This is a genomic window from Pediococcus damnosus (assembly GCF_001611155.1).
Lineage (GTDB): Bacteria > Bacillota > Bacilli > Lactobacillales > Lactobacillaceae > Pediococcus > Pediococcus damnosus.
This window is the reverse complement of record NZ_CP012294.1, coordinates 2042171-2068395: the sequence shown is the minus strand read 5'-3', so window position 1 is coordinate 2068395 and position 26225 is coordinate 2042171. Positions and strand designations below refer to the sequence as shown.

Sequence of the window (26225 nt, the reverse complement as noted above, 5' to 3'; positions counted from 1 at the left end):
AGGTATAAGCATGAAAGTAATCTATACGTTCCTTGTTCGACTCTGGTCGTTACTATTTATTTTTAGAAAAAAGTCACAAGTTACTTATTTGATGAGCTTTGGAAATAATCAGGAATTTGTCCAACAACTAGTTGCTCAAATTGCTCCTTTAAATCTCCATGTTTTTTATCAAAAAGAAGTGGGCAAGCATACTAAGCAACTAGAAAAAATTTCAAATGTCCAATTGGAATTGCTAGATAACGGGCCTCAATTATTCTTGAAAGTAATTCCAATATTGATGCATAGTAAGTTGATCATTATCGATAATTACTTTCCGTTTTTAGGAGCTTTAGTAAAAACTAACCACATGCGAATTTCCCAGATTTGGCATGCAAATGGTGCAATTAAACAATTTGGCTTTAATGACCCAACAACGAGTCAACGGTCGAATTCGGATCATATCCGTTTTCAGCAGGTTTATGAATCTATGGATGACATTGTGGTTGGTTCAGAAAAAATGGGTGATACATTTCAAGTGAATTATCGTTTAGATGGCCATCAAATTCGTCGATTAGGCTATCCACGCTCAGATAAGTTTTTAAATTCGGAGTGGATTAAAAAAGCGCAAGCAAATTTTTTTAAACGCTATCCTGATTTAAAAAATAAACATTTAATTTTATATGCACCGACATACCGCCAGGGAACAAAGTTTGATTTTGCACCTGGTTTTGAGAATTTGCAATTACCGGAAAACAGTGTCTTAATTCTGCGTTTACATCCGCATTTACAAGTCATGGAGAAAGCGTGGGAAGATCGAATTCCATTTATAACATCCATTGATGCAAGTGTATCAACTGATGAACTACTTACAGTTGTTGAAACATTGATCACAGATTATTCTTCGATTCTGTTTGACTATACCTTGCTAAAAAATGCTAAAAAGGTGGGCTTATTTGCTTTCGACCAATTCCAGTTTAAACAAACTGTTGGGTTACGCCCGGATTTTGCAACTGAGTTTCAGCCCATTATAATTAAAACAGTGGACCAGCTATCAGCTTTTTTGGCTGATCCGAAAAATGATCAGCCCATAATTGATCGAATTAATCATGATTGGAATCAGTTTAATGATGGGAATGCGACTAACCGAACAATAAATTTCTTATTGAAACGGAGCGACCTCTAAATGCGCCATGGTTTGATACAAACTATAAAAATTTTAATTCGTTATATTTTAGTTGTAATTAATGACTGTCTAATCCATCTACCCATCAAGCGCCATTTGACCATTTTTGAAAGCTTTAACGGACAGGCAATAAATGATAATCCGGCTGCCATTTATCGAGAATTAAAAATTCTTCATCCAGAAGCGGCTGATAATTTATTTTTTGGAATAAAGGGAAGTAACTTCGCTCAAGTAAAAAAGGCTAATCCAGATGTTCAGTTGCTTAAGCGTTGGTCTTTAAAGTGGATATGGGTTACAGCACGTGCCAATTATTGGATTTTTAATTCAAGAATGCCTTTGTGGTGGCATAAAAATGCACAAACTATCTATGTTCAAACATGGCATGGCACACCTTTAAAAAAATTAGGATTAGATATTGAAAACGTTGAAATACCTGGCACTTCAACGAAAAAATATCATGATGAATTTAAAAAGGAATCTGCTCGGTGGGATTATTTAATTGCGCCCAACGCTTATTCAGAAAATATTTTTAAACGCGCGTTTGGTTTTAAAAATAAATTTATTCGTTCGGGTTATCCGCGGAATGACCTTTTGATCACGACTAATCAGACAGAAATTAATAAATTGAAAATAAAGCTTTTAGGAGATAATGTCGATCAAGTTATTCTCTACGCTCCAACTTGGCGAGATGATAATTTTATTTATAAAGGCCGTTATCGTTTTGATTTACCATTTGATTTGAAAGACTTTTTTGCTTCAGTGCCAGCGCATACAGTTTTAATCATCCGTCCCCATTATTTGGTCAAAGATCACATTGATATTCGCGGCTTTGAAGATCGCGTTAAAATTATGGCGGATACAGATATTAATCAATTATATTTAATCAGTGATCTGTTAATTACGGATTATTCATCTGTAATGTTTGATTATGCAAACTTACATCGACCAATATTATTTTTCCCATATGACTTGAAACACTATGCGGGTGATTTACGAGGATTTTACTTTGACTATCTAAGTCAGTGTCCGGGACCGATTGTGACACAAAAAGATCAATTCTATGAGCAATTAACAATTTTCTCAGCAAATAAAGGTTTTCCAAACTATCAAGAACAAATCAATAAATTTGACGCTAACTTTTTAACTTGGGAAAATGGAACTGCAGCAAAACAGGTGATTGAATCAATCGGATTTTAGGAGGCTAATAAAATGTTATTAGGTTCACATGTTAGTATGAAAGCGCCAAAAATGTTTTTAGGTTCTGTTGAAACAGCAATTAGTTATCAAGCCAATACCTTTATGATTTATACTGGTGCTCCTCAAAATACACGACGCAAGCCTATTTCCGAGCTTAATATACCAAAGGGCAAGCAGTTAATGAAAGAGCATAAGATTTCTAATTTAATCATTCATGCTCCTTATATTGTGAATTTAGGGAATACTAAAAAGCCAGAAAGCTTTCGATTCGGTGTGGAATTCTTAAAAGAAGAAATTAAACGTGCTGATGCTTTAGGGGCGAGCAATATTGTGCTTCATCCAGGTGCCCATGTTGGCGCTGGTTCAGAAGCTGCGATTGCCCAAATTGTAAAGGGATTGGACGAAATCCTGTCTGAGTCACAAGAAGTTAAAATTGCGATTGAGACAATGGCTGGCAAGGGAACTGAGGTTGGTAAAACATTTGAAGAAGTTGGTTCAATTGTTCACCAAGTTAAGCAACAGAATAAAATTGCTGTATGTTTCGATACTTGTCATACAAGTGATGCGGGCTATGCCATTCGCGATGATTTTGATGGGGTCCTTGAAGAATTCGATCAAAAAATTGGATTAAATTATTTACAGGTCATTCATTTAAATGATTCCAAGAACGAACAGGGAAGTCATAAAGATCGCCATGAAAACATTGGAATTGGAACAATTGGTTTTAAGGCTCTAAACAAAATTGCTCATTATCCACAATTGACTAAAATTCCAAAAATCTTGGAAACACCTTGGGTTAAAGATCCCGAGAATGCCAAGCTGAAATATGCGCCATATGGTTATGAGTTAGCTATGCTTAAAAACGAAACTTTTGATCCAGATTTGATTTCCGATATTCTTTTGCAAAAACCAATTGATACTTTTTTAAAATAATTTAAATAAGCACCAGTGAAGATTGCCAAACAATTGGCTGTTTTCACTGGTGCTTATTTTTTAAGAACTTTAAATTATTTATTCATTTGAGACATCAACATCTAAAATTTCCATAATTAAAGTTGCCGTTTCTTCAATTGATTTGTTAGAAGTATTGATTACCAAACAGCCAATTTTTTTGAAGACATCATTTGCATAACTTAATTCATGTTTAATTCCTTCTGTATTTGAGTAAGAAGACTCAGGATTAAGTCCATAGGAAATCATTCGTTGACGGCGAATATCATTCAAAACATCTGGCGTTGTAGTTAATCCAAAGATTTTTTTGGGATCAACTTTCCAAATTTCATCTGGGATAGAAGCCTGGGGAACAAGTGGTAAGTTAGCCACCTTGAATCCTTTATTTGCTAAATAAAGCGACATTGGTGTTTTAGAGGTTCGTGAAACTCCAAGAAGAACAATATCAGCCTTTAAAAAACCGCTTGGATCTTTACCATCATCATACGTTACAGCAAATTCCATAGCCGCAATTTTATCGAAATAACCCTCAGTTAAATTATGGACAGATCCCGGTTTATTAGCTGGTTCAAGACCAGTTTTTTGTTTAAATAAAGAAAGTGCAGGCGTTAAGACATCATAATAATAGATATCGGCCTGTTCACATTGCTCTTTAGCAAATTGATTTAGTTCTGGATTGACAAATGTAGAAAAAACAATGGCGTTTTGGCGTTTAGCACGTTTTAAAATGCCATCTAATAAAGATTTTGTTTGTGTAAACGGATAACGATCAAATTCAAATTTCTCACTAGGAAACTGAGCCGATGCTGCTTTAGCTACAGCTCCCACAGTTTCACCTACTGCATCAGAGATTACAAATACTTTTGTTGCCATAATCAATCACCCTCATCCTTTTAGAGTAAGTTTACCATATGAGACGGGCAATGAAAACGGTTTTATAAATTTTAAAATGAATTTAAGAAAACAGTGGTTGATGTATTGACGTAAAATTCTATGTTATGTATAATAATAAAGAACAGTAGATTTACATTTAGTAAACTTACTTGTTACTTTAGAGCTCGGAGGGAGGGATTCAAAATGGCAAAAACAGTCGTTCGTAAAAACGAGTCACTTGATGACGCTCTTCGCCGCTTTAAACGTACAGTTTCTAAATCAGGTACTTTACAAGAATATCGTAAACGGGAATTCTACGAAAAGCCAAGTGTTAAAAAGAAGTTAAAATCAGAAGCTGCTAGAAAACGTAAGAACAAGAAGCACTTCTAAATTTTTAACGCTCCTGAGAAAAATCAGGAGCTTTTTTTGTACAAAAAACTTCAACTTCAATAAGGAGAAAATTAATGAGTTTAGTAGACACAATTTCAGAAGACATGAAAATTGCTATGAAGGCACGTGATAAAGATACTTTGAGTGTTATTAGGATGCTTAAGGCTGCTTTAATGAACGAAAAGGTTAAAGTTAATCATGAACTCAGTGATGAAGAAGCACAAGCTGTCATTACTCGTGAATACAAGCAACGAAAAGAATCTGCAGAGGAATTTGCAAAAGGCAATCGTGATGACTTAGTTAAATCAACTGAGGCTGAAATCAAGATTGTTGAAAAATATCTTCCTCAACAATTAACTAAAAATGAAATCGAAAAAATTGTTGCTGATACAATTTCAGAAACTGGCGCAACAAGTGGTGCAGATTTCGGTAAAGTTATGGGTGCCGTTATGCCAAAAGTTAAAGGTAAAGCTGACGGAAAATTAGTTAATCAGGCAGTTAAAAGTCAACTTAATAAGTAATCCGCTATAAAAATAATATTTTGCGAAAGCATGAAGTTGAGAAGGAGACTATGCGACTTGGCTGAACAAAAAACAATTGAAAAAGAATTTCGGTTAGCTAAACAAAGTGATGAACTATCACTTTTAGGTAATCAAGATCGGTTTGTACAAATTCTTGAAGAAGGAATGAATGTATCAATTCATCCCTTCGGTGAGAAAATTACCATCACGGGTGAACCAGATGCCGTTAATCGCACTATTAACGTTTTTAAGAGCCTTTTATCATTAGTTAAGCAAGGTATTCAGCTTAACAGTGCTGATGTGGTGAGTGCGATGAAAATGGCGGATAAAGGCACTCTAGATTATTTCCAGGATTTGTATAAAGAAACCCTGATTAAGGATAATAAGGGAAAGGCTGTTCATGTAAAAAACTATGGGCAGCGTCAGTATGTTGAATCCGTTAAACGAAATGACGTAACCTTTGGAATTGGGCCCGCCGGAACTGGAAAAACCTACTTGGCAGTGGTTATGGCAATTGCGTCATTAAAACGCGGTGAAGTTGATAAACTAATCCTAACGCGCCCTGCCGTGGAAGCTGGAGAAAGTCTAGGTTTTTTGCCTGGAGATCTAAAAGAAAAAGTTGATCCGTATTTACGTCCGATTTATGATGCCTTGTATCAAATAATTGGGGCCGAACACACGACTCGGTTAATGGATCGTGGCGTTATCGAAGTTGCCCCACTAGCTTACATGCGTGGACGAACATTAGATAGTGCTTTTGTAATTTTAGATGAGGCTCAGAATACGACCAGTGCCCAAATGAAAATGTTTTTGACTCGTTTAGGTTTTGGTTCAAAAATGATTGTAAATGGCGATGCAACTCAGATTGATTTGCCGCATGGTGTACGTAGTGGGCTTGTCGAGGCACAGCGTATCTTACAAGACGTCCGTCATATTGAGTTTGTCACTTTCAGTGCTGAGGATGTAGTTCGCCATCCAGTTGTTGCAGAAATCATAAATGCCTATGAAAGGCATAAATCAAATTAAGTTGGAGTAGAATTATGGACATTCAGATTTATGATCATACCAATGAAGAATCAAAGGCTAATATTGAACTTGTTCAAAATGTTTTAAATTTTGCTGGTGATTACCTTAAGCTGGCAGAAAACACAGAAATGTCAGTAACTTTGATGCATAATGATGAGATTCATGGCATTAATAAAACTTATCGTAAAGTTGATCGGGCTACAGATGTTATTAGTTTTGCGATTGAGGATGATGAAGATTCAGATCCAATCATTATGGATGATGAGTTAGCAGAAGAGATTGCCCCTAATATTGGAGATTTGATGATTTCTGTTGATAAGGTAAAAGAACAGGCCGAGTATCTTGGTCATTCTTACCAAAGAGAATTAGGCTTCTTATGTGTCCATGGTTTTTTACATTTAAATGGTTACGACCATATGGAAACCAAAGATCAAGAAGTGATGTTCCCGCTTCAGAAAGAAATTCTAAACGCTTATGGCCTTAAAAGATAAAAAGCAAACCGAAAAAAATCATACTTTTCTACAATCTCTTCTGCATGCTTGGTCTGGCGTAGTTCGTATCTTTAAACAAGAAAGAAATATGCGAATTCACATTTTTTTAGCCGTTTTGGCAATCATTGTAGCTGCCGTGCTTCAAATCTCTAGGTTGGAGTGGTACTGGATTATAGCCTGTATAGGTGCCGTGCTGATTACAGAAACTTTTAATACAATTGCTGAGAATCTAGTAGATTTAATTACCGAAAAAAACTATAGTGAACTAGGGAAGCATATAAAGGACATGGCTGCCGGAGCTGTTTTAATTTGTGCTCTTTTTTCAGCGTTTATTGGCGTATGTATCTTTATGCCCAAAATTTGGAATCTCATTTTCCATTAGAATAGGAGAAATAGCTTGGAAAATTCAAGTAACAAGTTTCGATCAGGGTTCGTAGCTATCGTTGGGCGACCTAATGTAGGAAAATCAACGTTTATGAATTATGTGATTGGACAAAAGATTGCCATCATGAGTAATGTTCCACAAACAACGAGAAACAAAATTCGTGGTATTTATACAACAGATAAGGAACAAATTATTTTTATCGATACACCAGGTATTCATAAATCACATAACAAACTTGGTGACTACATGGTTCAATCTTCTTTATCAACGCTAAACGAAGTTGACGCAATTATGTTTATGGTCGCTGCCAATGAAGAACGGGGTGCTGGTGATAACTTTATTATTGAACACTTAAAACAAGTTAAAAAACCGGTTTATTTGATTATTAATAAAATTGATTTGATTAATCCTAATAAGATGCTTCAGATCATGGATACTTATAAGGATGCCTTGGATTGGAAAGAAGTTGTTCCAATCTCCGCTACCCAAGGAAATAATGTTTCAGAGTTCATGGATACCTTATCAGATCAACTTCCTGAGGGGCCTAAATATTACCCAGATGATCAGGTAACCGATCATCCAGAACGGTTTATTGTGGCTGAACTCATTCGCGAAAAGATTTTAATGTTGACTCGGCAAGAAGTCCCTCATTCTGTTGCTGTTGTTATTGATTCTTTAAAACGTCAGGACAAGCGTAAGATCCATATTCAGGCTACGATCATCGTTGACCGTCCCACTCAAAAGGGCATCATCATTGGTCATGGTGGTCAAATGCTTAAAAAGATTGGGACTTTAGCAAGAGAAGATATTGAACGGTTGCTTGGTGACCAAGTTTATCTTGAACTTTGGGTAAAAGTTTCTGAAGGTTGGCGTGATAAGCAATCACTATTGCAATCTTATGGCTATCGGAAAGATAATTGATAGGTAATTGTCATGGCAACACAAACAACTGCGCAATTTGACGGCATCATTATGTTTCGTAGGAACTATCGCGAGCGTGATCAATTAGTTAAAATCTTTACGCGCCAGTTTGGCAAAAAGATGTTTTATATTCGGGGTGCCCGGAAACGTGGTTTTAAACTGGCCGCTGCAATTTTGCCGTTCACTAAGGGTGTATATGTTGGTTTGATCCGAGAAAAGGGACTCTGTTATTTGAATGCTGAAAAGTCTCTAACTCAATTTGACAAAATCAATGAAGATATTGGACGTAATGCTTATATTACGTATATTCTAAATTTAATTGATTCTGCCTTTGATGATGGACTAGCTATCCCAATTTGGTTTGATATGGCTTCAGCAGCTCTATCGAAAATTAATGCCGGATTTGATCCACAAATTATTGCTCACATTTTTGAACTGCAACTACTACCAACTTTTGGGGTTCAACAAGAATGGCAGCAATGCATCGTTTGTCATCGTGATGACTTACCACTTGATTACTCGGAATCATCAGGTGGTGTTTTGTGTCAGAACCATTGGCATCTTGATCCTAAACGATCTCATCTTGATCGGCGAACTATTTACTACCTACAACAATTGAGTTCCGTTCGTTTACAAAATGTTCAATCTATTCATGTTCATGCCGAGACCAAGGCTAAGCTAAAAGCAATCATTGATATGATTTATGAAGATGAGGTGGGCTTAAAGCTAAAAAGTAAACACTTCATTGATACCATGCCTACATGGAATTGAGTAGCATTTGAATATTGACTTTAATGATTATTTAAATTACGATAAAAGAGAATTTAATACTGAACTGTGATGAAAAGAATTTTTGAATGGACTTATAGAAAGCTTGGGGTTGATGAAACTAAGTAATCTGTTTAAAAATTGGCGTTTCGGAGTTTGCAAATTGAGCTGCTGGCTTTTAGCCAGAAGTAGGGTGGAACCGCGAGTAATTCGTCCCTACGTAGATATTTGTCTGCGTAGGTTTTTTTTGTGTTCAGAATATAATATACAAGGAGACACATAATGGTAAAGAAATTGGCTGTACAAGACATCATTCTAACGTTACAGCATTACTGGTCTGAACAAGGCTGTATGTTAATGGAAGCATATGATACTGAAAAAGGTGCTGGGACAATGAGTCCATACACATTCTTAAGAGCAATTGGACCTGAACCGTGGAACGCGGCTTATGTAGAGCCTTCCCGTCGACCAGCTGACGGTCGTTATGGGAAAAATCCTAATCGACTTTATCAACATCACCAGTTTCAGGTTGTCATGAAACCATCTCCAGAAAATATTCAAGAACTCTATTTGGGAAGTTTAAAAGCTTTAGGAATTGAGCCATTAGAACATGATATCCGTTTTGTGGAAGATAACTGGGAAAACCCATCAATGGGCTGTGCCGGTGTTGGTTGGGAAGTATGGCTTGATGGTATGGAAATTACACAGTTTACTTACTTCCAACAGGTTGGTGGTTTGGAAGTTTCTCCAGTTACCAGTGAAGTTACATATGGACTAGAACGATTGGCGTCATATATTCAAAATGTGGATTCAGTGTTTGATTTGGAATGGGGTCACGGAGTTAAATACGGTGAAATCTTCAAAGAGCCGGAATATGAAAATTCTAAGTATTCTTTTGAAGAAAGCAATCAACAGATGCTATTAGAACTTTTTGATGATTATGAAAAAGAAGCTAAAGCCCAAATCAAAAATGGTTTGGTTCATCCAGCTTACGATTATATTTTAAAATGCAGCCATACATTTAATTTATTAGATGCTCGAGGTGCAGTTTCAGTAACTGAACGAGCAGGTTATTTGGCGCGGATTCGAAATATGGCGAAAGACGTGGCAAAAGCCTTTGTTGAGGAACGTAAAGAGCTTGGTTTCCCACTTTTAAAAGATAAAAATCGTAAAAAGGAGGTTACAAAATAATGACACATTCTTATTTATTAGAAATTGGTTTGGAAGAAATCCCAGCTCATGTCGTTACACCAAGTATTGATCAACTCCAAAAACGTGTTAATGATTTTTTGACTGACAATCGGATATCTTTTGAAAAAATCACAAAATTCTCTACACCGCGTCGCTTGGCGATTCTTGTTGAAGGATTAGCAGATCGTCAAGAAGATGTCGAAAAAGAAGTTAAGGGTCCTGCTAAAAAAATTGCCTTAGATAAAGATGGTAATTGGACCAAGGCGGCCATTGGCTTTTCCCGTGGTCAAGGAGTCACTCCAGGTGACATTACTTTTAAAGAGTTAAAGGGAACTGAGTACGTTTATGTGACTAAAAAGACAACTGGTCAAGCAATTGCAGATGTACTCCCTGATATGAAAAACGTTATTGAAAAGATGACTTTTCCAACAATGATGAAGTGGGCGGATTATAGTTTCAAATACATTCGTCCTATTCGTTGGATTGTCTCTGTATTAGATGATCAGGTAATTCCTTTTAGTATTTTGGATGTTCAGGCAGGAAATGTTTCCCAGGGCCATCGCGCTTTGGGAAAGCCGGTTACAATTGCAAATGCAACGGACTATGAAAAACAATTAAATACAGTTTTTGTTGTTGTTGATGCAAAAAAACGTAAACACCGCATTACCGATCAAATTAAGAAGATTGCAACAGATCAAAATTGGAAGATTCAATTAGACCAAACTTTATTAGAAGAAGTTAATAATTTAGTTGAATATCCAACTGCATTTGCGGGCCATTTCGATAAAAAGTATCTGGAAATTCCAGAAGAAGTTTTGATTACTTCAATGCGTGATCATCAACGATTTTTCTATGTTCGTGATCAAGCAGGCAAATTATTGCCAAACTTCATTTCAGTTCGTAACGGGAATCGTGAGCATTTAGATAATGTTGTAAAGGGTAACGAAAAAGTTTTGACTGCCCGTTTAGAAGATGCCGCCTTTTTCTACCACGAAGATCAAAAGCATAGTATTGATTACTATGTCGAGAAACTTAAGGATGTTAGTTTCCATGACAAGATTGGTTCAATGTATGAAAAAATGGAACGTGTTCAAGTCATTTCTCAAGAACTGGGCAAATTTATTGGTTTAAACTCATCGGAATTAGCAGATTTAAACCGAGCTAGCCAAATTTATAAGTTTGACCTTGTAACAGGGATGGTTGGAGAATTTCCTGAATTGCAAGGGGTTATGGGCGAAAAATATGCTTTGTTAGCTAATGAAAATCCTGCTGTTGCAACTGCAATTCGTGAGCATTATATGCCAACCAGCGCAGACGGTGATCTTCCCAAAACGAGAGTAGGGGCCGTTTTGGCATTGGCAGATAAATTTGATGACATTGGTAGCTTCTTTGCCGTAGATCTTATTCCAACTGGTTCAAACGATCCTTATGCATTAAGAAGACAGGCACTTGGGATAGTTAGAATTACACGTGATCAAAAATGGCATTTTCCAATTCAAGAGTTACAAGATAAGTTCTTGAAGGATCTCCATGATCATCAGGCAACCTTCAACTTAGATTTCAAACAAAATGAAAACGCCGTGCTTGAATTTATAAAGGACCGTGTTCGTCAGTGGTTTAGCCAAAACAACGCCCGTTATGATATTGTTGAAGCCGTTACTAAAGGAACAGATTCAGATATTTTAGATATGTTGGATGCAGCTAAAGTTTTGGAGTCTCACAAAGACGATAAAAACTTCAAGGAAAACATTGAGGCTTTAACCCGGGTTCTCCGAATCGCTGAGAAAACAGACCTGGAAGCTGACGATTCACTTATAGATCCTAAGCTATTTGAAAATGACTCCGAACAAAATCTTTACGATGCAGTGGAAACAATTCGTAAGTCGGCCGCAAATCACACGATTAATGAAAATTTTCAGGCATTACAATCGCTTCGACCACTGATTGATAATTATTTTGATCAAACCATGATTATGGTTGACGATAAAAAAGTACGTGACAATCGTTTGATTCAATTATCTGTACTAGCAAAAATGATTTTCTCAATTGGAAATCTGAAAGAGTTGATCGTAAAATAATAAACTAGCCAAATATTGGCTCAGCGGTTTAAATAATCTTCATTGTCGATTGCAATAAAGCATTCGAATGAAGGTTATTTTTTAATTGTCTGTTGAGGTAAGCATTTTAATTGCTTTTTGTAGAACAGGGCGTTATTATTTAATGTGTATCGATATCGTGGGTTAGTGTGCACTTAATAGGAGGCAAATGAATTTGGCAAAAACGATTCCAGAAGATCTAATTGATCAAATTCGTACCTCAGTGAACATTGTTGACGTGGTCGGACAATATGTGCAATTAAAAAAACAAGGAAAGAATTTTTTTGGACTGTGTCCTTTCCATGAAGAAAAAACGGCCTCATTTTCAGTTTCAGAATCAAAGCAGATTTTTCACTGTTTTAGTTGTGGACGTGGTGGGAACGTTTTTAAATTTTTGATGGAGATTAACAATATTGAGTTTCCGGCCGCTATCCATCAAGTCGCGGATTTAGCAAATATTGAGATTCCAGCTGAATTCTCTGAAACAAAACAAGGAACTAGTGAAAATAGTGAACAAAGCCAGTTGATCAAATTGTACGATCAAGCTGCAGCGCTATATACGCACGTCTTGTTAAATACTGAAATGGGACAAAGGGCTCTCACATATCTTCATAATCGAGGGCTAACAGATGATATTATCACAAAATTTCAATTAGGATTTGCTCCTGGAGAGCAGCTTCTAAAAGAATTTTTTGAGGAAAAAAAGATAGATTATCAACGTTTACGCCAGTCAGGCCTTTTTATAGAAGATCAGGAAGGTAAATTACGGGATCGTTTTCGTGGTCGGGTTATGTATGCCATCAAAAATCCACAAGGACATGTCATTGCTTTCTCAGGAAGAATTCTAAATAAGGAAGATTCTCAGGCTAAATATATTAATAGTCCCGAGACTAAAATTTTTAGCAAAAGCAATGTCCTCTATAATTTTGATGTTGCAAGATCAGCAATTCAACACGAAAAACGGGCAATTTTATTTGAAGGATTTATGGATGTTATTGCAGCTTATCAATCCGGAGTGACTAATGGCATTGCATCTATGGGAACGAGTTTTACAAATGAACAAATTTATTTGTTACAGCGGACAACCTCCCAATTAGATATTTGTTATGATGGTGATGATCCCGGACAAGCAGCAATTAGTCGTGCCCTAGATGCTTTTGGAGCAAACAGCCAATTAAAATTAAGTGTTATTGAAATTCCGGACAAATTAGATCCTGATGAGTATGTTCGTCAACATGGAACAAAACAATTTAATGAAATCGTTCATTCTGCTCGATTAACACCTACTGCATTTAAACTAGACTATTTAAAACGTAATTACAATTTGAATAATGAGGCAGATCAATTAGCTTATATTGAACAGGCCTTAAAGGAAATTGCCAAGCTAAATTCGAGTGTAGAACAAGATTTATACCTTAATCAATTGGCCAAAGAATTTGGTGTGCAAGCACAGGATTTAAATCAACAATTGCGACAGGTACGTTCCCAGCAAAGCGTTGTTAATCATCATCAACAACCAGTAAAAACTGTTTCGACAGTTAAGCACGAATATCATCGACAACAAGTAAAATTAGATAAAGTAGAAACTGCAGAAGCTCGTTTACTAAATTACTTGCTTTATGATCACAATGTTTGGCTCAAAATTGCTGGTTTACCAGATTTCCATTTTGTTCATGAAAAATATCAAACAATTTATATGTTGGCAGCGGGATTTTTTGAGAACCATAATAGTTATGATTCGGCTGCATTCATGGATTTTGTTCATGATAGTGAACTACAGGATGTCATTGCAGAACTAGATCTTCAAGACCTAGATGAAGAGAATGTTGATCAAGCTGTTGACGACTATATAAAAGTTATTATGGCCGAAGCACCTCTTAGTCAACAAATCAAAACGAAAACAAAATCGTTAAATGAAGCTAAAAGAATGGGAAATACTGAATTACAGCAAAAATTGGCCATCGAATTAATTGATTTATATCGACAGCGTCAAGACGCATAACGCGTTTATGGAGGGGCTTAACTATGGCAGACAAAGAAACCACAAAAAAAGTAGTAGCAAAAAAAGCAACAACGAAGAAGACAACAAAGGCAACAAAGAAAGTAGCACCTAAAAAAGCTGTGAAGAAAACAGCTGCAAAAAAGCCAACAACCAGGAAAAGAGCAACGGCTAAGAAAAAAGTAGCTGCTAAAAGCAGTGCAACAAGTGTATTTAATACGGCTGCTTATAAAAAAGAAGTCAATGCACTTATCAAAGCTAATAAACCAAGCAAACAAATTAAATTTGATGAATTGGCAGATAAAATTTCAATTCCTTTCAAGTTGGATGAACGTCAAATTGATGATCTAATTCAAAAAGTTGAGGATGCTGGCATTAGTGTTGTTGATGAAAAAGGAAACCCCAGTGCTCATGCTTTAAAGGCTCAGAAAATTAGTAAAAAAGAATTAGACGATACAAAGGCTCCTGCTGGCGTCAAAATTAATGATCCAGTTCGGATGTATTTGAAAGAGATTGGTCGAGTTTCTTTATTAACTGCAAAACAGGAAGTTGAACTTGCTCTTCGAATTGAAAAAGGTGATGAGTCCGCAAAACAGGAACTAGCTGAAGCCAATTTGCGTTTAGTTGTTTCCATTGCCAAACATTATGTTGGTCGTGGTATGCAATTCTTAGATTTAATTCAAGAAGGTAATATGGGCTTGATGAAGGCCGTTGAAAAGTTTGATTACCGAAAGGGATTCAAATTTTCAACTTATGCAACTTGGTGGATTCGTCAAGCAATTACACGTGCAATTGCTGATCAAGCTCGAACAATTCGAATTCCTGTCCATATGGTCGAAACAATTAATAAGCTAATTAGAATTCAACGTCAATTACTTCAAGATCTTGGTCGTGAACCAACTCCTGAAGAAATTGGAGCTGAAATGGATATGCCAACGGAAAAAGTCCGTGAAATTCTAAAAATTGCTCAAAAACCAGTTTCATTGGAAACACCAATTGGTGAAGAAGATGACTCTCATTTGGGTGATTTTATCGAAGACCAAGATGCTACTAGTCCTGCAGATCACGCTGCGTATGAGCTTCTAAAAGAACAATTAGAGGGCGTTTTAGACACACTAACTGATCGTGAGGAAAATGTTCTTCGTCTTCGCTTCGGACTTGATGATGGACGAACCCGGACACTTGAAGAAGTTGGTAAAGTATTTGGTGTTACTCGTGAAAGAATCCGACAGATTGAAGCAAAAGCTCTAAGAAAATTACGTCATCCTTCTCGTTCTAAACAACTTAAAGACTTCTTAGAATAATATTTTTTCTATAATTGAGGATTCACAGCAAAGGTATGTACTTTGCTTTGGATTCTTTTTTATATTCAGATATTTTCGGCAAAATTGGCTCACATGATATAATAAAGAAAAATTAAAAAGGACTATTTTAATGAACGCAAATAAACTTTCAGATCGGCTTCAAACAGTTGCCAGTTTTGTTAAACCAAATTCCAGAATCGCAGATATTGGGTCGGATCATGCTTATCTTCCTGTTTTCTTAGCAAGAAACGAACAAATTCAATTTGCAATCGCCGGTGAAGTGGCCAAAGGACCGCATGAAAATGCCACGCACGAAATCTTGCAGCAAGATGTAAAAAACTTAGTTTCCTCTCGTTTAGGTAATGGCCTTGATGTGGTCACAGCAGAAGACCAAATCAATACAATCAGTATTGCGGGAATGGGAGGAACCTTGATTAGTCAAATCCTAGAACGTGGAAAAAATAAATTGCAAGGTGTTTCAAATCTGATTTTGCAACCAAACGTTGGAGAAAATGGGGTTCGAAAATGGTTAATGCAAAACAACTATCGAATCACAGCTGAAAGAATTCTCAAAGAAGATCACCATATTTATGAAATTATTGGGGCAGAAAATAAGCCAGCACCGACCTATTCCGAAAAAGAACTTCTTTTTGGACCTAAGTTGTTACAAATCCTACCAAATGCTATTTTTCAAGAAAAATGGCTGGCCGAGTTACAACGCATTAAAAACGCAATTGCGCAAATGAAACAGGCCCAAGTAATTCCGAAAAAACGAATTAGCAAGTTAAAACATAAGGCTGACTTGATTAAGGAGGTTTTAGATTTTGAAGATTAGAACATTTATTGATAAATTTGAAAAACTAGTTCCTCAGGAATTAGCAGAGCCCGGAGATCCTGTGGGATTACAAATTGGTGATTTAGACACAGAGCTTTCTAAAGTTTTAGTTACCTTAGACGTTCGACCAGAAGTTGTTTCAGAGGCGATTGATCAAAATTGTAATTTAATTTTTGCCCATCATCCGGTAATGTTTCATCCGGCGCATAGTTTAGACTTATCAGTTCCGCAAAATAAGATGTATGCGGAAATTATCAAACATAATATTACTGTTTATGCAGCCCATTCTAATTTAGATGCTGCTGATAAAGGCATGAATGATTGGTTAGCAGAAAAAATTGGTCTTCAACGTACGGAACGTTTACTAGACGGTTACGTAGATCAAAAGCATCATCAATTTGGCATGGGACGCATTGGTTATCTTGATCGACCGTTGAGTGTCATGGACTTTGCAGCGTTAATTAAGCATAAATTTGAATTGCAAGGCCTACGTGTCGTTACCCAAAATCCGCAAAAAAAAATCTCACGGGTTGCAGTCTTGGGCGGAGATGGTGGTAAATATTTCAATCAAGCTTTAAAAAAGGGTGCGGAAGTCTATGTTACCGGTGATGTCTATTACCATACTGGGCACGATATGTTAGCAGCAGGACTATCAACGGTTGATCCAGGCCATAATATCGAAAAAATTTGCATTCCTAAATTAGCTAGCCTTTTTCGATCATGGAAACTCATGACTGAAAATCAAATTCAAATTTACGAATCAAAAGTGGACACAAATCCTTTTACCTTTATTTAAGGAACATTATTAATAAGAATGGGGGAAAAATAATGAATCCAGATAATCTAACTAATGCAGTACAAGAGGCAGTTGCAGAAGCTCAAAAAGTTGCTGTTAATCGAAAACACCAAGAAATTGGAATCCCAGAGCTCTTCAAATTTTTAAGTCAACCAGATCAAATGGCTGGTAGTTTGTTTACTGAGCTTGGTGTAAATAATCAACAGCTTCAACAAGAGATCGATGACGAATTGGACGCCGTATCAATTGTTGAAGGTGAAAACATTCAATATGGGCAAAACCTAAGTGCCGCTTTGTTTAACTTATTTCAAAAAGCAGATAGCTTAAAAAAGAAGATGGGTGACGATTACATTTCGACAGAAGTAGTTGTTTTAGCCTTATTGGAAATTGATGATCCATTAACGAGCTTTTTGAAGAAAAAGGGAGCTACTACCCAAAAGTTAACTAAAGCAATCGAAAAAATGAGAGGGGGAGAAAAAGTGACTTCAAAAGATCAAGAAACTCAATATAAAGCGCTAGAAAAATATGGTGTGGATATGGTTAAGGAAGTCCATGATGGCCATCAAGATCCGATTATTGGTCGTGATGAGGAGATCTTGGATGTAATGCGAATCCTATCAAGAAAAACCAAGAATAACCCCGTCTTAATTGGTGAACCTGGAGTTGGTAAAACAGCCATTGTAGAAGGACTTGCACAACGAATTGCTAGAAAGGATGTTCCAGATAATCTAAAGGGAAAGACAATTTTCTCCTTAGACATGGGATCTTTGATTGCAGGTGCTAAGTATCGTGGTGAATTTGAGGAACGCTTAAAGGGTGTTTTAAAAGCCGTTAAAAAAGCTGATGGAAAAATTATTTTATTCATTGACGAAATTCATAATATTGTTGGGGCTGGAAAAACAGAAGGTAGTATGGATGCTGGCAATTTATTAAAACCAATGCTTGCCCGTGGTGAGTTACATTTAATTGGTGCAACGACCCTTGATGAATATCGAGAATACATGGAAAAAGACAAGGCTCTCGAGCGTAGATTCCAACGGGTGCTGGTCAAGGAACCATCTATCGAAGATACTATTAGTATTTTGCGAGGTTTAAAAGAAAGTTTCGAAATTCATCACGGCGTTAAAATTCATGATAATGCAATTGTGGCGGCTGCAAAATTGTCTGATCGTTACATTACAGATCGCTATCTACCTGACAAGGCAATTGATCTTATCGACGAAGCTTCGGCCTCAATTCGGGTTGAAATGAATTCTAGTCCAACAGAACTGGATCAAACAAGTCGGCAGTTAATGCGAATGGAAGTTGAAGAGACAGCTCTAAAAAATGAAACTGACAGTGCCTCTAAAAAAAGGTTAGTCGAATTAAAATCTGAGCTTGCCAATACGCGTGAAAAAAAGAATAAGCTTCAAAAACGTTGGGAATCCGAGAAACAATCAATTCAAGTTGTTAATAACAAACGAACTGAACTTGAGCAAGCTAAGCATAAATTAGAAGAAGCCGAAAATAATTATAATTTAGAGCAGGCTGCAAAATTACAACATGGCACAATCCCAAAGCTAGAGGCTGAATTAACTGACCTTCAGAAAAAGGAAGAAAAAGAGTCTGGTGGCTGGCTAGTAGAACAGTCCGTAACTGAGTCTGAAATTGCAACCGTTGTAAGCAAAATGACTGGAATTCCCGTTAACAAATTAGTCAAAGGGGAACGTGAAAAATTATTACATTTATCTGAAAGCTTGCATAAACGGGTTATTGGCCAAAACGAGGCCGTCGATGCTGTTTCAGATGCCGTTCTTCGTTCACGAGCAGGCTTGCAAGATCCGAATCGACCACTTGGCTCATTTATGTTTCTTGGACCAACCGGAGTCGGTAAAACGGAACTAGCTAAAGCTTTAGCTGAAAACTTATTTGATTCCGAAAAACACATGGTCAGAATTGATATGTCAGAATATATGGAAAAAGAGTCAGTTTCTAGATTAGTGGGGGCAGCTCCTGGTTACGTTGGCTATGAAGAAGGTGGTCAGTTAACTGAAGCCGTTCGGCGAAATCCTTATACAATTGTGTTATTTGATGAAATTGAAAAGGCACATCCGGACGTTTTTAACATTTTACTTCAAGTGCTGGATGATGGCCGTTTAACAGATAGTCAAGGACACACGGTTGATTTTAAAAACACCATTCTGATTATGACATCTAACTTAGGTTCTGACATCTTGTTACATGGCGTTGACGACCAAGGAAAAATTTCTGAACAAACCAAGCAGGCCGTCTTAAAACTTACTCAAACAAAATTTAAACCAGAATTTTTAAATCGAATTGACGATATCATTTTATTTGCGCCCCTTAATTTGCAAGATATTGAGAAAATTGTCGGTAAGCTGATTGCTCAACTTTCTGATCGATTGGCAGTCCAAGAAATTCAGATTGAAATTTCTGATTCTGCAGAAAAGTGGATCGCACGTCAAGGGTATGATCCAGCATATGGTGCTCGTCCATTACGTCGGTTCATCTCAAATGAAGTAGAAACACCATTAGCTAGAGAAATTATTGCTAATCATATTAAGCCACATACGTTAGTAAAAATTGATCTTAAAGATGAAAAATTAGTTTTTCAAACTAATCCGCTTCCTGAAGCTAAAAATAATTAAAACAAAAAGCGAAGACAACATAGTGTCTTCGCTTTTTTGTTAAAATTCAAATTTACTTCACAGAATCGCTTTTAGATAATAAGCTAATTCCATTAGAGGTAATTAATGCTGTAAGTGCCGCTACAATGCCAATTGTTAATGGCTTATAGGTCATAACTTCAAGGGCACCACCAATGGCTCCAATTACTTCTCCAAAAATAAACGCCCAAAAAATAATAACTATTTGTTTCATCATATCAGGACACCTCACAATCAAAAATATTTTAGCACAATTTTCATAAAAATCAACTAGCTTAGAAGTTAACTAGTTCATTATAGGCGATTCTTTTGTATAATGAAACTAACAAGTCAGTCGATAGGAGGTGACACCATGGCTTTTGTACCTTTACAAGTAATGAGCAGTTTTAGTTTGTTACAAAGTACAACCAGAATTACTGAGCTTGCCAAAGAGGCCAAAAAGCGCGGATTTGAAGCGCTGGCTCTAACAGATAATAATATTATGTACGGCTTAGTTGATTTCTATAATGCTTGCAAAAAAGAAGGCATTAAACCAATTTTAGGATTGAAACTGGATTTGTTTGGGAGCATCGATTCTGACAACCATTTTCCAATTTTATTATTGGCTAAAGATCAAACTGGTTATCGCCATCTGATGAAAATTAGTACAATTAAAAATACGCAACCAACCGATACTAATCTGTACTATAAACAAATCGCTGAATTTTTAACTAATTTAATCGTTATTTTCCCTGCAAAAGGTTCAGAACTCGTCACCCTAGTCGAGCGCGGTGATCCGTCAGCTGCTCAACAATTAATCAAACAAATTCAGGCTCAAACCGATGAAAATAGCGTTTTAGTCGGCGTTAATGCTCAGCAATCGACTGTTTTACAAAATACCCTTCAACAAATCGCCCAAACTACCCATGCAAGTGCAGTGGTTGTGCCCGAGGTTAATTATTTAAATTCTACCGATCATTTTGCCACGCAGGTTCTTAGGGATATCGATAAAGGTGAGACAATCAGAAATCCTGAACAGTTTGAAAATTATCAGGGTGATAACTGGCTACGTCCAGAAAAAGATTACGAGGCCATCTACAAAGAAAACAATTTAACTTCCGCAATGGAAATGACCGTGGCTGTGGCTGACCAATGTAATGTGACTCTAAACTTTAAAAAGCCTGAATTACCTGCATTCACAGTTCCTGATGGTTTAGACTCCAAAGCCTATTTAACCCAATTAACTCAAAAAGGGTTAGAAAAACGTTTGAAAAATCAAAATGTTGATAAAGCAAGCTATCAGAAACGATTAGGTCATGAATTATCAGTTATTGATCAGATGGGCTTTGACGATTATTTCTTGATTGTTTGGGATGTAATGGATTTTGCTCATCATCATGAAATTACGACTGGACCCGGAAGAGGCTCAGCGGCTGGATCACTTGTGGCTTATACTCTGCAGATTACAGATGTTGATCCTCTCCAGTATGATTTATTATTTGAACGTTTTCTAAATCCTGAGCGTTCACAAATGCCGGATATTGATCTTGATATTCCCGATAACAAACGGGATGAAATCCTGAAATATGTGCACGATAAGTATGGTCATAATCATGTTTCACAAATCATTACTTTCGGAACGCTGGCTGCTAAACAGGCATTACGTGATGTGGGCCGGGTTTTTGGCATGGCACCTTATGAAATTAATGATTTGAGTAAACTAGTTCCAAATGTTTTGAAAATTACATTAAAAGAAGCCGTAAAAGAATCACAGAAATTGCAAAACTGGATTGCTGATAGTTCAAAAAACAAATTATTATTTGAAATTGCCCAACAAATTGAGGGGCTTCCACGTCATTATTCAACCCATGCTGCCGGAGTTGTTTTAAGTGCCCAAAACTTAAGCGACGTTGTTCCATTACAATCTGGTAGTGATGAATTATTACTCACCCAATATCCAAAAGATACGGTTGAAGCGCTTGGTCTTCTAAAAATGGATTTCTTGGGTTTGCGAAATTTAAGCATTATGGCAAATGCCATTAAAATTATTCAAAAAAATGGTAAGCCTGATTTTAAAATTTCAGATGTAAAGTTGGATGATCCTAAAACATTAACTCTTTTTCAAAATGCGGACACAACTGGTGTTTTCCAGTTTGAGTCTAGCGGAATTCGTAATGTTTTACAGCAATTACATCCAGAAACTTTTGAATTAGTTGCTGCCGTGGATGCACTATACCGTCCAGGTCCAATGGAAAATATTGAAACATTTATTAAACGAAAAAAGGGACTTGAACCAGTTCAGTATCTAGATCCCAGTTTAGAACCAATTTTAAAGGGCACATACGGAATTCTTGTGTACCAAGAACAAGTTATGCAAGTAGCCTCCGTAATGGGTGGATTTTCACTTGGGGAAGCCGATCTGTTACGGCGAGCCATGAGCAAAAAGAAACGAACAGTTATTGATGATATGAAAACCAAGTTTATTTCAGGAGCAAGTCATAAAGGATACTCAAAAGATACCGCCATTCAGGTTTATGATTATATTGAGAAATTTGCTAATTATGGTTTTAATAAATCACATGCGGTTGCTTATTCTAAGTTAGCATTTGAATTGGCTTTTTTGAAAGCACATTATCCAGCTGCTTTTTTTGCGGCCTTACTCAATTCAGTTATTAATAATCCAAGCCAAATTAAACGTTATTTGATGGAAGCTAGACAACACGGCGTAAAAGTTCTTGCACCTAATGTTAACCTGAGTCAGGCTTACTTTATTCTAAAAGATGGTCAAATTATTTTTGGCTTAGCCTGTATAAAGGGAGCACGACGTGATTTCATCACTGATGTCCTTCAAGAACGCAAACAAAATGGTCCTTTCAAAGATTTACAGGCATTTTTGCAACGAATTCCGACCAAATGGTTAAAACAGGATTTAATGGAATCCTTGATTTATGCAGGAGCGTTTGATTCTTTTGGATATAACCGAGCCGAATTATTACAAGTCCTACCAGATTTGCTAAACGGTGTAGCTTTAAGTGGTAGTAGTATGAGTTTGTTTGAAAAATTAACTCCAAAGATTGTAAGAAAGCCTGATTTATCTTTGGAAGAAAAACTTCAAAAAGAAAACGAAATTTTAGGTGCTTATCTTTCTGGTCATCCAGTTGAACAATATAATCAGTTGCGAACAAAGTTCAAAATTACAAATATTATTGATTTGGCAGTTAATCAATCCGTAACTTGTTTAATTTATATGACTAAAATGCGCGTTATTCGCACAAAACGTGGTACTCAAATGGCTTTTATAACCGGTAGTGATTTGACAGGAGAAATTGACATTACAGTTTTCCCTGAGCAATATCAGCAAGCAACCGACATGCTTAAAAAGGGAAAAGTTCTGCTTATTCAAGGAAAAGTTGATGAGCGTAATGGGTTACAAGTTGTTGCTAATCACATTCAACTTGCCAGCCAGTTATCGATAAAACAACCTAAACAACGCTGGGTTTTACGTTTTAATGAATCCGACGACATCACAACTAAAGAGCAACAATTAAGAACAATTCTGCAAACCAATCCGGGTCCAGTTCCTGTGTTACTTTTTTATCCATTTAACGATAAAAAGGTTTTGTTGGAAAAACGGTTTTGGGCTTCAAATTCTGAAAAAACTAATTCAGCGCTTACAAGCTTGTTGGGTAAAGAGAATGTCGTTTTGCAATCAATCAAAAGTACCGATATCTAGGGATTTGTTCCGGATGTTTTTTATCAAGATTGGAGACATTCAATTTCAAAAGTGTTAAAATCAGTAATGAAGTTAAGATATTTAAATAATTTTTTGCTTGAGGTGAAGAAATGAAACGCATTGGTATTTTGACCAGTGGTGGTGATGCGCCAGCAATGAACGCTGCTATCCGTGCAGTTGCGCGAAAGGCACTTAGTAATGGCTTGGAAGCATATGGAATTAATTATGGTTTCGCCGGATTAGTTGCTGGTGATATTCATAAATTCTCTGCCACTGATTTGGACGATTCGATTGACGAAGGCGGTACAATGTTGTACTCAGCTCGTTATCCCGAATTTGCCCAAGTAGAAGGACAATTAAAGGGAATTGAGCAACTAAAGAAGTTCGGTATTGACGCTTTAGTTGTTATAGGTGGCGATGGCTCTTATCACGGAGCGCTTCGTTTAACTGAACATGGTTATAACACGATTGGTCTGCCAGGGACTATTGATAATGATATTCCTTACACAGATTTCACAATTGGTTTTGATACAGCTTTAAACACGGCTGTTGAAGCAATCGATAAAATTCGTGATACAGCCAAAAGTCATCAACGTGTCTTCGCTGTCCAAGTCATGGGACGTGAAGCTGCTGATATTGCTCTTTGGGCTGGTGTTGCCACTGGAGCGGATGCAATTGTTGCTCCAGGTTATGACACTGACGTTAAGGAAATTGCTGAAAAGCTTAAGAAGAATCGCGTAGATGGTAAAGATTACGGTATCGTAGTTATTGCTGAAGGCGATGCAAACTCTGATGCTGCACCAGCATTCCTTGAAGAATTGAAGAAATATGGTGATTTTGATGCTCGTGCAGTTGTTTTAGGTCATGTTCAACGTGGTGGCCGTCCAACTGCTCGTGATCGAGTTCTTGCAAGCAAAATGGGAGCTTATGCAGTTGACTTGTTACTTGAGGGCAAAGGCGGTTTAGCCGTTGGAATCCTTGATAACAAAATTCAAGCACATGACATTACCGATTTGTTTAATTCAAAACATAAATCAGATTCATCTTTGTTCGAATTAAACAACGATTTATCGTTTAAATAATTTTAGTAGTACGTTTTATAAATATAGGTAAAAACGACGTTAAAGTCTTTTTATAAACTAATCAAGGGAGAGATGTAGTTATGAAGAAAACCAAGATTGTTTCAACACTTGGTCCTGCAAGTACATCAGTAGATACGATTGTTAAATTAATTGAGGCTGGTGCAAATATTTTCCGTTTCAACTTTTCACATGGTGATCATGAAGAGCATTTAGACCGCTATAACAAAGTTATGGAAGCAGAAAAAATCACTGGTAAAACTGTTGGTATCTTATTGGATACAAAGGGTGCAGAAATCCGGACAACAGTTCAAAAAGATGGCAATCAAGAATATCATACTGGCGACAAAGCACGCATCTCAATGGATGATTCATTAGATACAACTAAAGACAAGATTGCTGTTACTTATGCTGGTTTATATGATGATGTTCATGTCGGTGGCCATGTATTGTTTGATGATGGTTTACTTGATTTTAAAGTTGATGAAAAAGATGAAGCAAACAAAGAATTAGTTGTTCATGCAATGAACAATGGTGTTCTTGGCTCTCGTAAGGGAACTAATGCACCTGGCGTTTCAATCAACCTTCCTGGGATTACTGAAAAAGACTCAAGTGATATTCGTTTTGGTTGTGAAAACATGAATATCAACTTTATTGCTGCAAGTTTTGTTCGTAAACCTCAAGATGTTCTTGATATTCGTCAACTTTTAGAAGAAGAGAATATGACAGATGTTCAAATCTTCCCTAAGATCGAATCACAAGAAGGTATTGACAATGCTGATGAAATCTTGAAGGTTGCTGATGGAATTATGGTTGCTCGTGGAGACATGGGTGTTGAAATTCCAGCAGAAAATGTTCCTTTGGTTCAAAAATCATTAATTAAGAAATGTAATGCACTTGGTATGCCTGTTATTACAGCTACTCAAATGTTAGATTCAATGATTGAAAACCCACGTCCAACACGTGCTGAAGCATCTGATGTTGCTAATGCCGTTTGGGATGGAACAGATGCTACAATGCTTTCTGGTGAAAGTGCTAATGGTGCTTATCCTGTTGAAGCTGTTTCAACAATGGCTAAAATCAACGAAAAAGCTGAAAATGCTATGGCTGAAGATGGTAACTTACAGATCAACAAGTTTGACCAAAGTGATGTTACAGAAACAATTGGTGCCGCTGTTGCACGTGCTGCAAAGAACTTAGGTGTTAAAACAATTGTTGCTGCCACAGAATCTGGCTATACTGCAAAGATGATTTCTAAGTACCGTCCAAATGCTGACATTTTAGCAATTACATTTGACGAACGTACTCGTCGTGGATTAACAGTTGAATGGGGCGTTCATCCAATCGTAGCTGACAAACCAGCAACAACAGATGATATGTTTGATTTAGCTGCTAACAAAGCTGTTGACTTAGGCTTTGCCAAAGAAGGCGACTTAATCCTTATCACTGCTGGTGTTCCAGTTGGCGAACGTGGAACAACTAATATGATGAAATTACAATTAATTGGTTCTAAGTTAGCAACTGGTCAAGGTGTTGGCGATGAAACAGTTATTGGTAAAGCAGTCATTGCAACTTCTGCAAAAGAAGCTAATGATAAAGCTGTTGAAGGCGGTATCCTTGTTACAAAGACAACTGACAAAGATTACTTACCTGCAATTGAAAAATCTAGCGCACTTGTAGTTGAAAATGGTGGTTTAACTTCTCATGCTGCTGTTGTTGGTATCTCAATGGGAATTCCTGTTATTGTTGGGGTACAAAATGCAACATCAATCCTTTCAGATGATGAATTAATTACTGTTGATTCACGTCGTGGAGTTATCTATCATGGTGCTTCAAACGCTATCTAAGGTTTATTTATAAAA

The 26225-nt window shown here is 36.7% G+C and carries 22 protein-coding genes; 20 read left to right on the top strand and 2 right to left on the bottom strand.

Going from position 1 to position 26225, the window contains the following annotated elements; all coding sequences use genetic code 11:
- The first annotated feature begins 10 nt into the window (after positions 1 to 10).
- The 3 genes from ADU73_RS09715 to ADU73_RS09705 are packed head-to-tail and all read left to right on the top strand — an operon-like array spanning position 11 to position 3292.
- The gene (locus ADU73_RS09715) at positions 11 to 1162 is read left to right on the top strand and encodes a CDP-glycerol glycerophosphotransferase family protein (protein ID WP_056986268.1); all 1152 of its coding nucleotides are present in this window, start codon (positions 11 to 13) and stop codon (positions 1160 to 1162) included.
- Complete coding sequence (locus ADU73_RS09710) at positions 1163 to 2359, top strand: CDP-glycerol glycerophosphotransferase family protein (protein WP_046870768.1); 1197 nt, start codon at positions 1163 to 1165, stop codon at positions 2357 to 2359.
- A 12-nt stretch (positions 2360 to 2371) separates the two neighbouring features.
- Positions 2372 to 3292, top strand: a complete 921-nt coding sequence (locus ADU73_RS09705; protein ID WP_056986267.1) for a deoxyribonuclease IV — start codon at positions 2372 to 2374, stop codon at positions 3290 to 3292.
- Between the two features lie 78 nt (positions 3293 to 3370).
- Here the strand turns inward: ADU73_RS09705 and ADU73_RS09700 are convergent, their stop codons facing one another.
- Positions 3371 to 4183, bottom strand: a complete 813-nt coding sequence (locus tag ADU73_RS09700) for a pyruvate, water dikinase regulatory protein (protein ID WP_062913435.1) — start codon at positions 4181 to 4183, stop codon at positions 3371 to 3373.
- Positions 4184 to 4387: 204 nt separating this feature from the next.
- On the opposite strand from ADU73_RS09700, the gene rpsU reads away from it, so the two are divergent.
- The 14 genes from rpsU to clpB all read left to right on the top strand — a co-directional run bounded on the left by rpsU (position 4388) and on the right by clpB (position 19554).
- Positions 4388 to 4573: a 30S ribosomal protein S21 gene (rpsU, locus tag ADU73_RS09695; protein WP_056985993.1), complete on the top strand. Its 186-nt coding sequence runs from the start codon at positions 4388 to 4390 to the stop codon at positions 4571 to 4573.
- Positions 4574 to 4647: 74 nt separating this feature from the next.
- A complete protein-coding gene (locus ADU73_RS09690) occupies positions 4648 to 5094 on the top strand; it encodes a GatB/YqeY domain-containing protein (protein WP_046871081.1) in 447 nt (148 codons plus the stop codon).
- Between the two features lie 57 nt (positions 5095 to 5151).
- Positions 5152 to 6120, top strand: a complete 969-nt coding sequence (locus ADU73_RS09685) for a PhoH family protein (protein ID WP_062913434.1) — start codon at positions 5152 to 5154, stop codon at positions 6118 to 6120.
- A gap of 14 nt (positions 6121 to 6134) precedes the next feature.
- The gene (gene ybeY / locus ADU73_RS09680) at positions 6135 to 6611 is read left to right on the top strand and encodes an rRNA maturation RNase YbeY (protein WP_046871083.1); all 477 of its coding nucleotides are present in this window, start codon (positions 6135 to 6137) and stop codon (positions 6609 to 6611) included.
- Complete coding sequence (locus ADU73_RS09675; protein ID WP_046871135.1) at positions 6595 to 6993, top strand: diacylglycerol kinase family protein; 399 nt, start codon at positions 6595 to 6597, stop codon at positions 6991 to 6993. The genes ybeY and ADU73_RS09675 overlap by 17 nt, the downstream gene beginning before the upstream one ends.
- Positions 6994 to 7008: 15 nt before the next feature.
- The gene (era, locus tag ADU73_RS09670; RefSeq protein WP_062913433.1) at positions 7009 to 7917 is read left to right on the top strand and encodes a GTPase Era; all 909 of its coding nucleotides are present in this window, start codon (positions 7009 to 7011) and stop codon (positions 7915 to 7917) included.
- A 12-nt stretch (positions 7918 to 7929) separates the two neighbouring features.
- The gene (recO, locus tag ADU73_RS09665) at positions 7930 to 8688 is read left to right on the top strand and encodes a DNA repair protein RecO (RefSeq protein ID WP_046871084.1); all 759 of its coding nucleotides are present in this window, start codon (positions 7930 to 7932) and stop codon (positions 8686 to 8688) included.
- Between the two features lie 279 nt (positions 8689 to 8967).
- The gene (glyQ, locus tag ADU73_RS09660; protein ID WP_046871085.1) at positions 8968 to 9876 is read left to right on the top strand and encodes a glycine--tRNA ligase subunit alpha; all 909 of its coding nucleotides are present in this window, start codon (positions 8968 to 8970) and stop codon (positions 9874 to 9876) included.
- Positions 9876 to 11954 (top strand): glycine--tRNA ligase subunit beta, encoded by a 2079-nt coding sequence (glyS, locus tag ADU73_RS09655; protein ID WP_046871086.1) that lies wholly within the window; start codon positions 9876 to 9878, stop codon positions 11952 to 11954. Before glyQ ends, glyS begins: the two co-directional genes overlap by 1 nt.
- 193 nt (positions 11955 to 12147) lie before the next feature.
- Complete coding sequence (gene dnaG / locus ADU73_RS09650; RefSeq protein ID WP_062913470.1) at positions 12148 to 13974, top strand: DNA primase; 1827 nt, start codon at positions 12148 to 12150, stop codon at positions 13972 to 13974.
- A gap of 23 nt (positions 13975 to 13997) precedes the next feature.
- Positions 13998 to 15275, top strand: coding sequence for an RNA polymerase sigma factor RpoD (gene rpoD / locus ADU73_RS09645; RefSeq protein WP_081113875.1), 1278 nt, complete (start codon positions 13998 to 14000; stop codon positions 15273 to 15275).
- Between the two features lie 130 nt (positions 15276 to 15405).
- Complete coding sequence (locus ADU73_RS09640) at positions 15406 to 16110, top strand: tRNA (adenine(22)-N(1))-methyltransferase (protein WP_062913432.1); 705 nt, start codon at positions 15406 to 15408, stop codon at positions 16108 to 16110.
- Positions 16100 to 16906 carry a Nif3-like dinuclear metal center hexameric protein gene (locus ADU73_RS09635; protein WP_100078137.1) on the top strand — a complete coding sequence of 269 codons (807 nt, stop codon included), beginning with the start codon at positions 16100 to 16102 and terminating at the stop codon, positions 16904 to 16906. Before ADU73_RS09640 ends, ADU73_RS09635 begins: the two co-directional genes overlap by 11 nt.
- A gap of 32 nt (positions 16907 to 16938) precedes the next feature.
- Positions 16939 to 19554, top strand: a complete 2616-nt coding sequence (gene clpB / locus ADU73_RS09630) for an ATP-dependent chaperone ClpB (RefSeq protein WP_046871090.1) — start codon at positions 16939 to 16941, stop codon at positions 19552 to 19554.
- A gap of 52 nt (positions 19555 to 19606) precedes the next feature.
- On the opposite strand, the gene ADU73_RS09625 is transcribed toward clpB, so the two are convergent.
- Entirely contained in the window at positions 19607 to 19789 is a 183-nt protein-coding gene (locus ADU73_RS09625; protein WP_046871091.1) for a YjzD family protein, read from the bottom strand.
- A 135-nt stretch (positions 19790 to 19924) separates the two neighbouring features.
- On the opposite strand from ADU73_RS09625, the gene dnaE reads away from it, so the two are divergent.
- From dnaE to pyk, 3 genes are all read left to right on the top strand, one after another.
- Positions 19925 to 23284: a DNA polymerase III subunit alpha gene (dnaE, locus tag ADU73_RS09620; RefSeq protein ID WP_046871092.1), complete on the top strand. Its 3360-nt coding sequence runs from the start codon at positions 19925 to 19927 to the stop codon at positions 23282 to 23284.
- 110 nt (positions 23285 to 23394) lie between these two features.
- Entirely contained in the window at positions 23395 to 24366 is a 972-nt protein-coding gene (gene pfkA, locus ADU73_RS09615) for a 6-phosphofructokinase (protein WP_062913431.1), read from the top strand.
- Positions 24367 to 24446: 80 nt separating this feature from the next.
- Positions 24447 to 26210 carry a pyruvate kinase gene (gene pyk, locus ADU73_RS09610; RefSeq protein WP_056985997.1) on the top strand — a complete coding sequence of 588 codons (1764 nt, stop codon included), beginning with the start codon at positions 24447 to 24449 and terminating at the stop codon, positions 26208 to 26210.
- The last annotated feature ends 15 nt before the right edge of the window (positions 26211 to 26225 follow it).

Coding starts and splice junctions, on each gene's coding strand:
- ADU73_RS09715 (WP_056986268.1), top strand. CDS start 11: ATGAAAGTAATCTATACGTTCCTTGTTCGACTCTGGTCGTTACTATTT.
- ADU73_RS09710 (WP_046870768.1), top strand. CDS start 1,163: ATGCGCCATGGTTTGATACAAACTATAAAAATTTTAATTCGTTATATT.
- ADU73_RS09705 (WP_056986267.1), top strand. CDS start 2,372: ATGTTATTAGGTTCACATGTTAGTATGAAAGCGCCAAAAATGTTTTTA.
- ADU73_RS09700 (WP_062913435.1), bottom strand. CDS start 4,183: ATGGCAACAAAAGTATTTGTAATCTCTGATGCAGTAGGTGAAACTGTG.
- rpsU (WP_056985993.1), top strand. CDS start 4,388: ATGGCAAAAACAGTCGTTCGTAAAAACGAGTCACTTGATGACGCTCTT.
- ADU73_RS09690 (WP_046871081.1), top strand. CDS start 4,648: ATGAGTTTAGTAGACACAATTTCAGAAGACATGAAAATTGCTATGAAG.
- ybeY (WP_046871083.1), top strand. CDS start 6,135: ATGGACATTCAGATTTATGATCATACCAATGAAGAATCAAAGGCTAAT.
- ADU73_RS09675 (WP_046871135.1), top strand. CDS start 6,595: ATGGCCTTAAAAGATAAAAAGCAAACCGAAAAAAATCATACTTTTCTA.
- recO (WP_046871084.1), top strand. CDS start 7,930: ATGGCAACACAAACAACTGCGCAATTTGACGGCATCATTATGTTTCGT.
- glyQ (WP_046871085.1), top strand. CDS start 8,968: ATGGTAAAGAAATTGGCTGTACAAGACATCATTCTAACGTTACAGCAT.
- glyS (WP_046871086.1), top strand. CDS start 9,876: ATGACACATTCTTATTTATTAGAAATTGGTTTGGAAGAAATCCCAGCT.
- rpoD (WP_081113875.1), top strand. CDS start 13,998: ATGGCAGACAAAGAAACCACAAAAAAAGTAGTAGCAAAAAAAGCAACA.
- ADU73_RS09640 (WP_062913432.1), top strand. CDS start 15,406: ATGAACGCAAATAAACTTTCAGATCGGCTTCAAACAGTTGCCAGTTTT.
- clpB (WP_046871090.1), top strand. CDS start 16,939: ATGAATCCAGATAATCTAACTAATGCAGTACAAGAGGCAGTTGCAGAA.
- ADU73_RS09625 (WP_046871091.1), bottom strand. CDS start 19,789: ATGATGAAACAAATAGTTATTATTTTTTGGGCGTTTATTTTTGGAGAA.
- dnaE (WP_046871092.1), top strand. CDS start 19,925: ATGGCTTTTGTACCTTTACAAGTAATGAGCAGTTTTAGTTTGTTACAA.
- pfkA (WP_062913431.1), top strand. CDS start 23,395: ATGAAACGCATTGGTATTTTGACCAGTGGTGGTGATGCGCCAGCAATG.
- pyk (WP_056985997.1), top strand. CDS start 24,447: ATGAAGAAAACCAAGATTGTTTCAACACTTGGTCCTGCAAGTACATCA.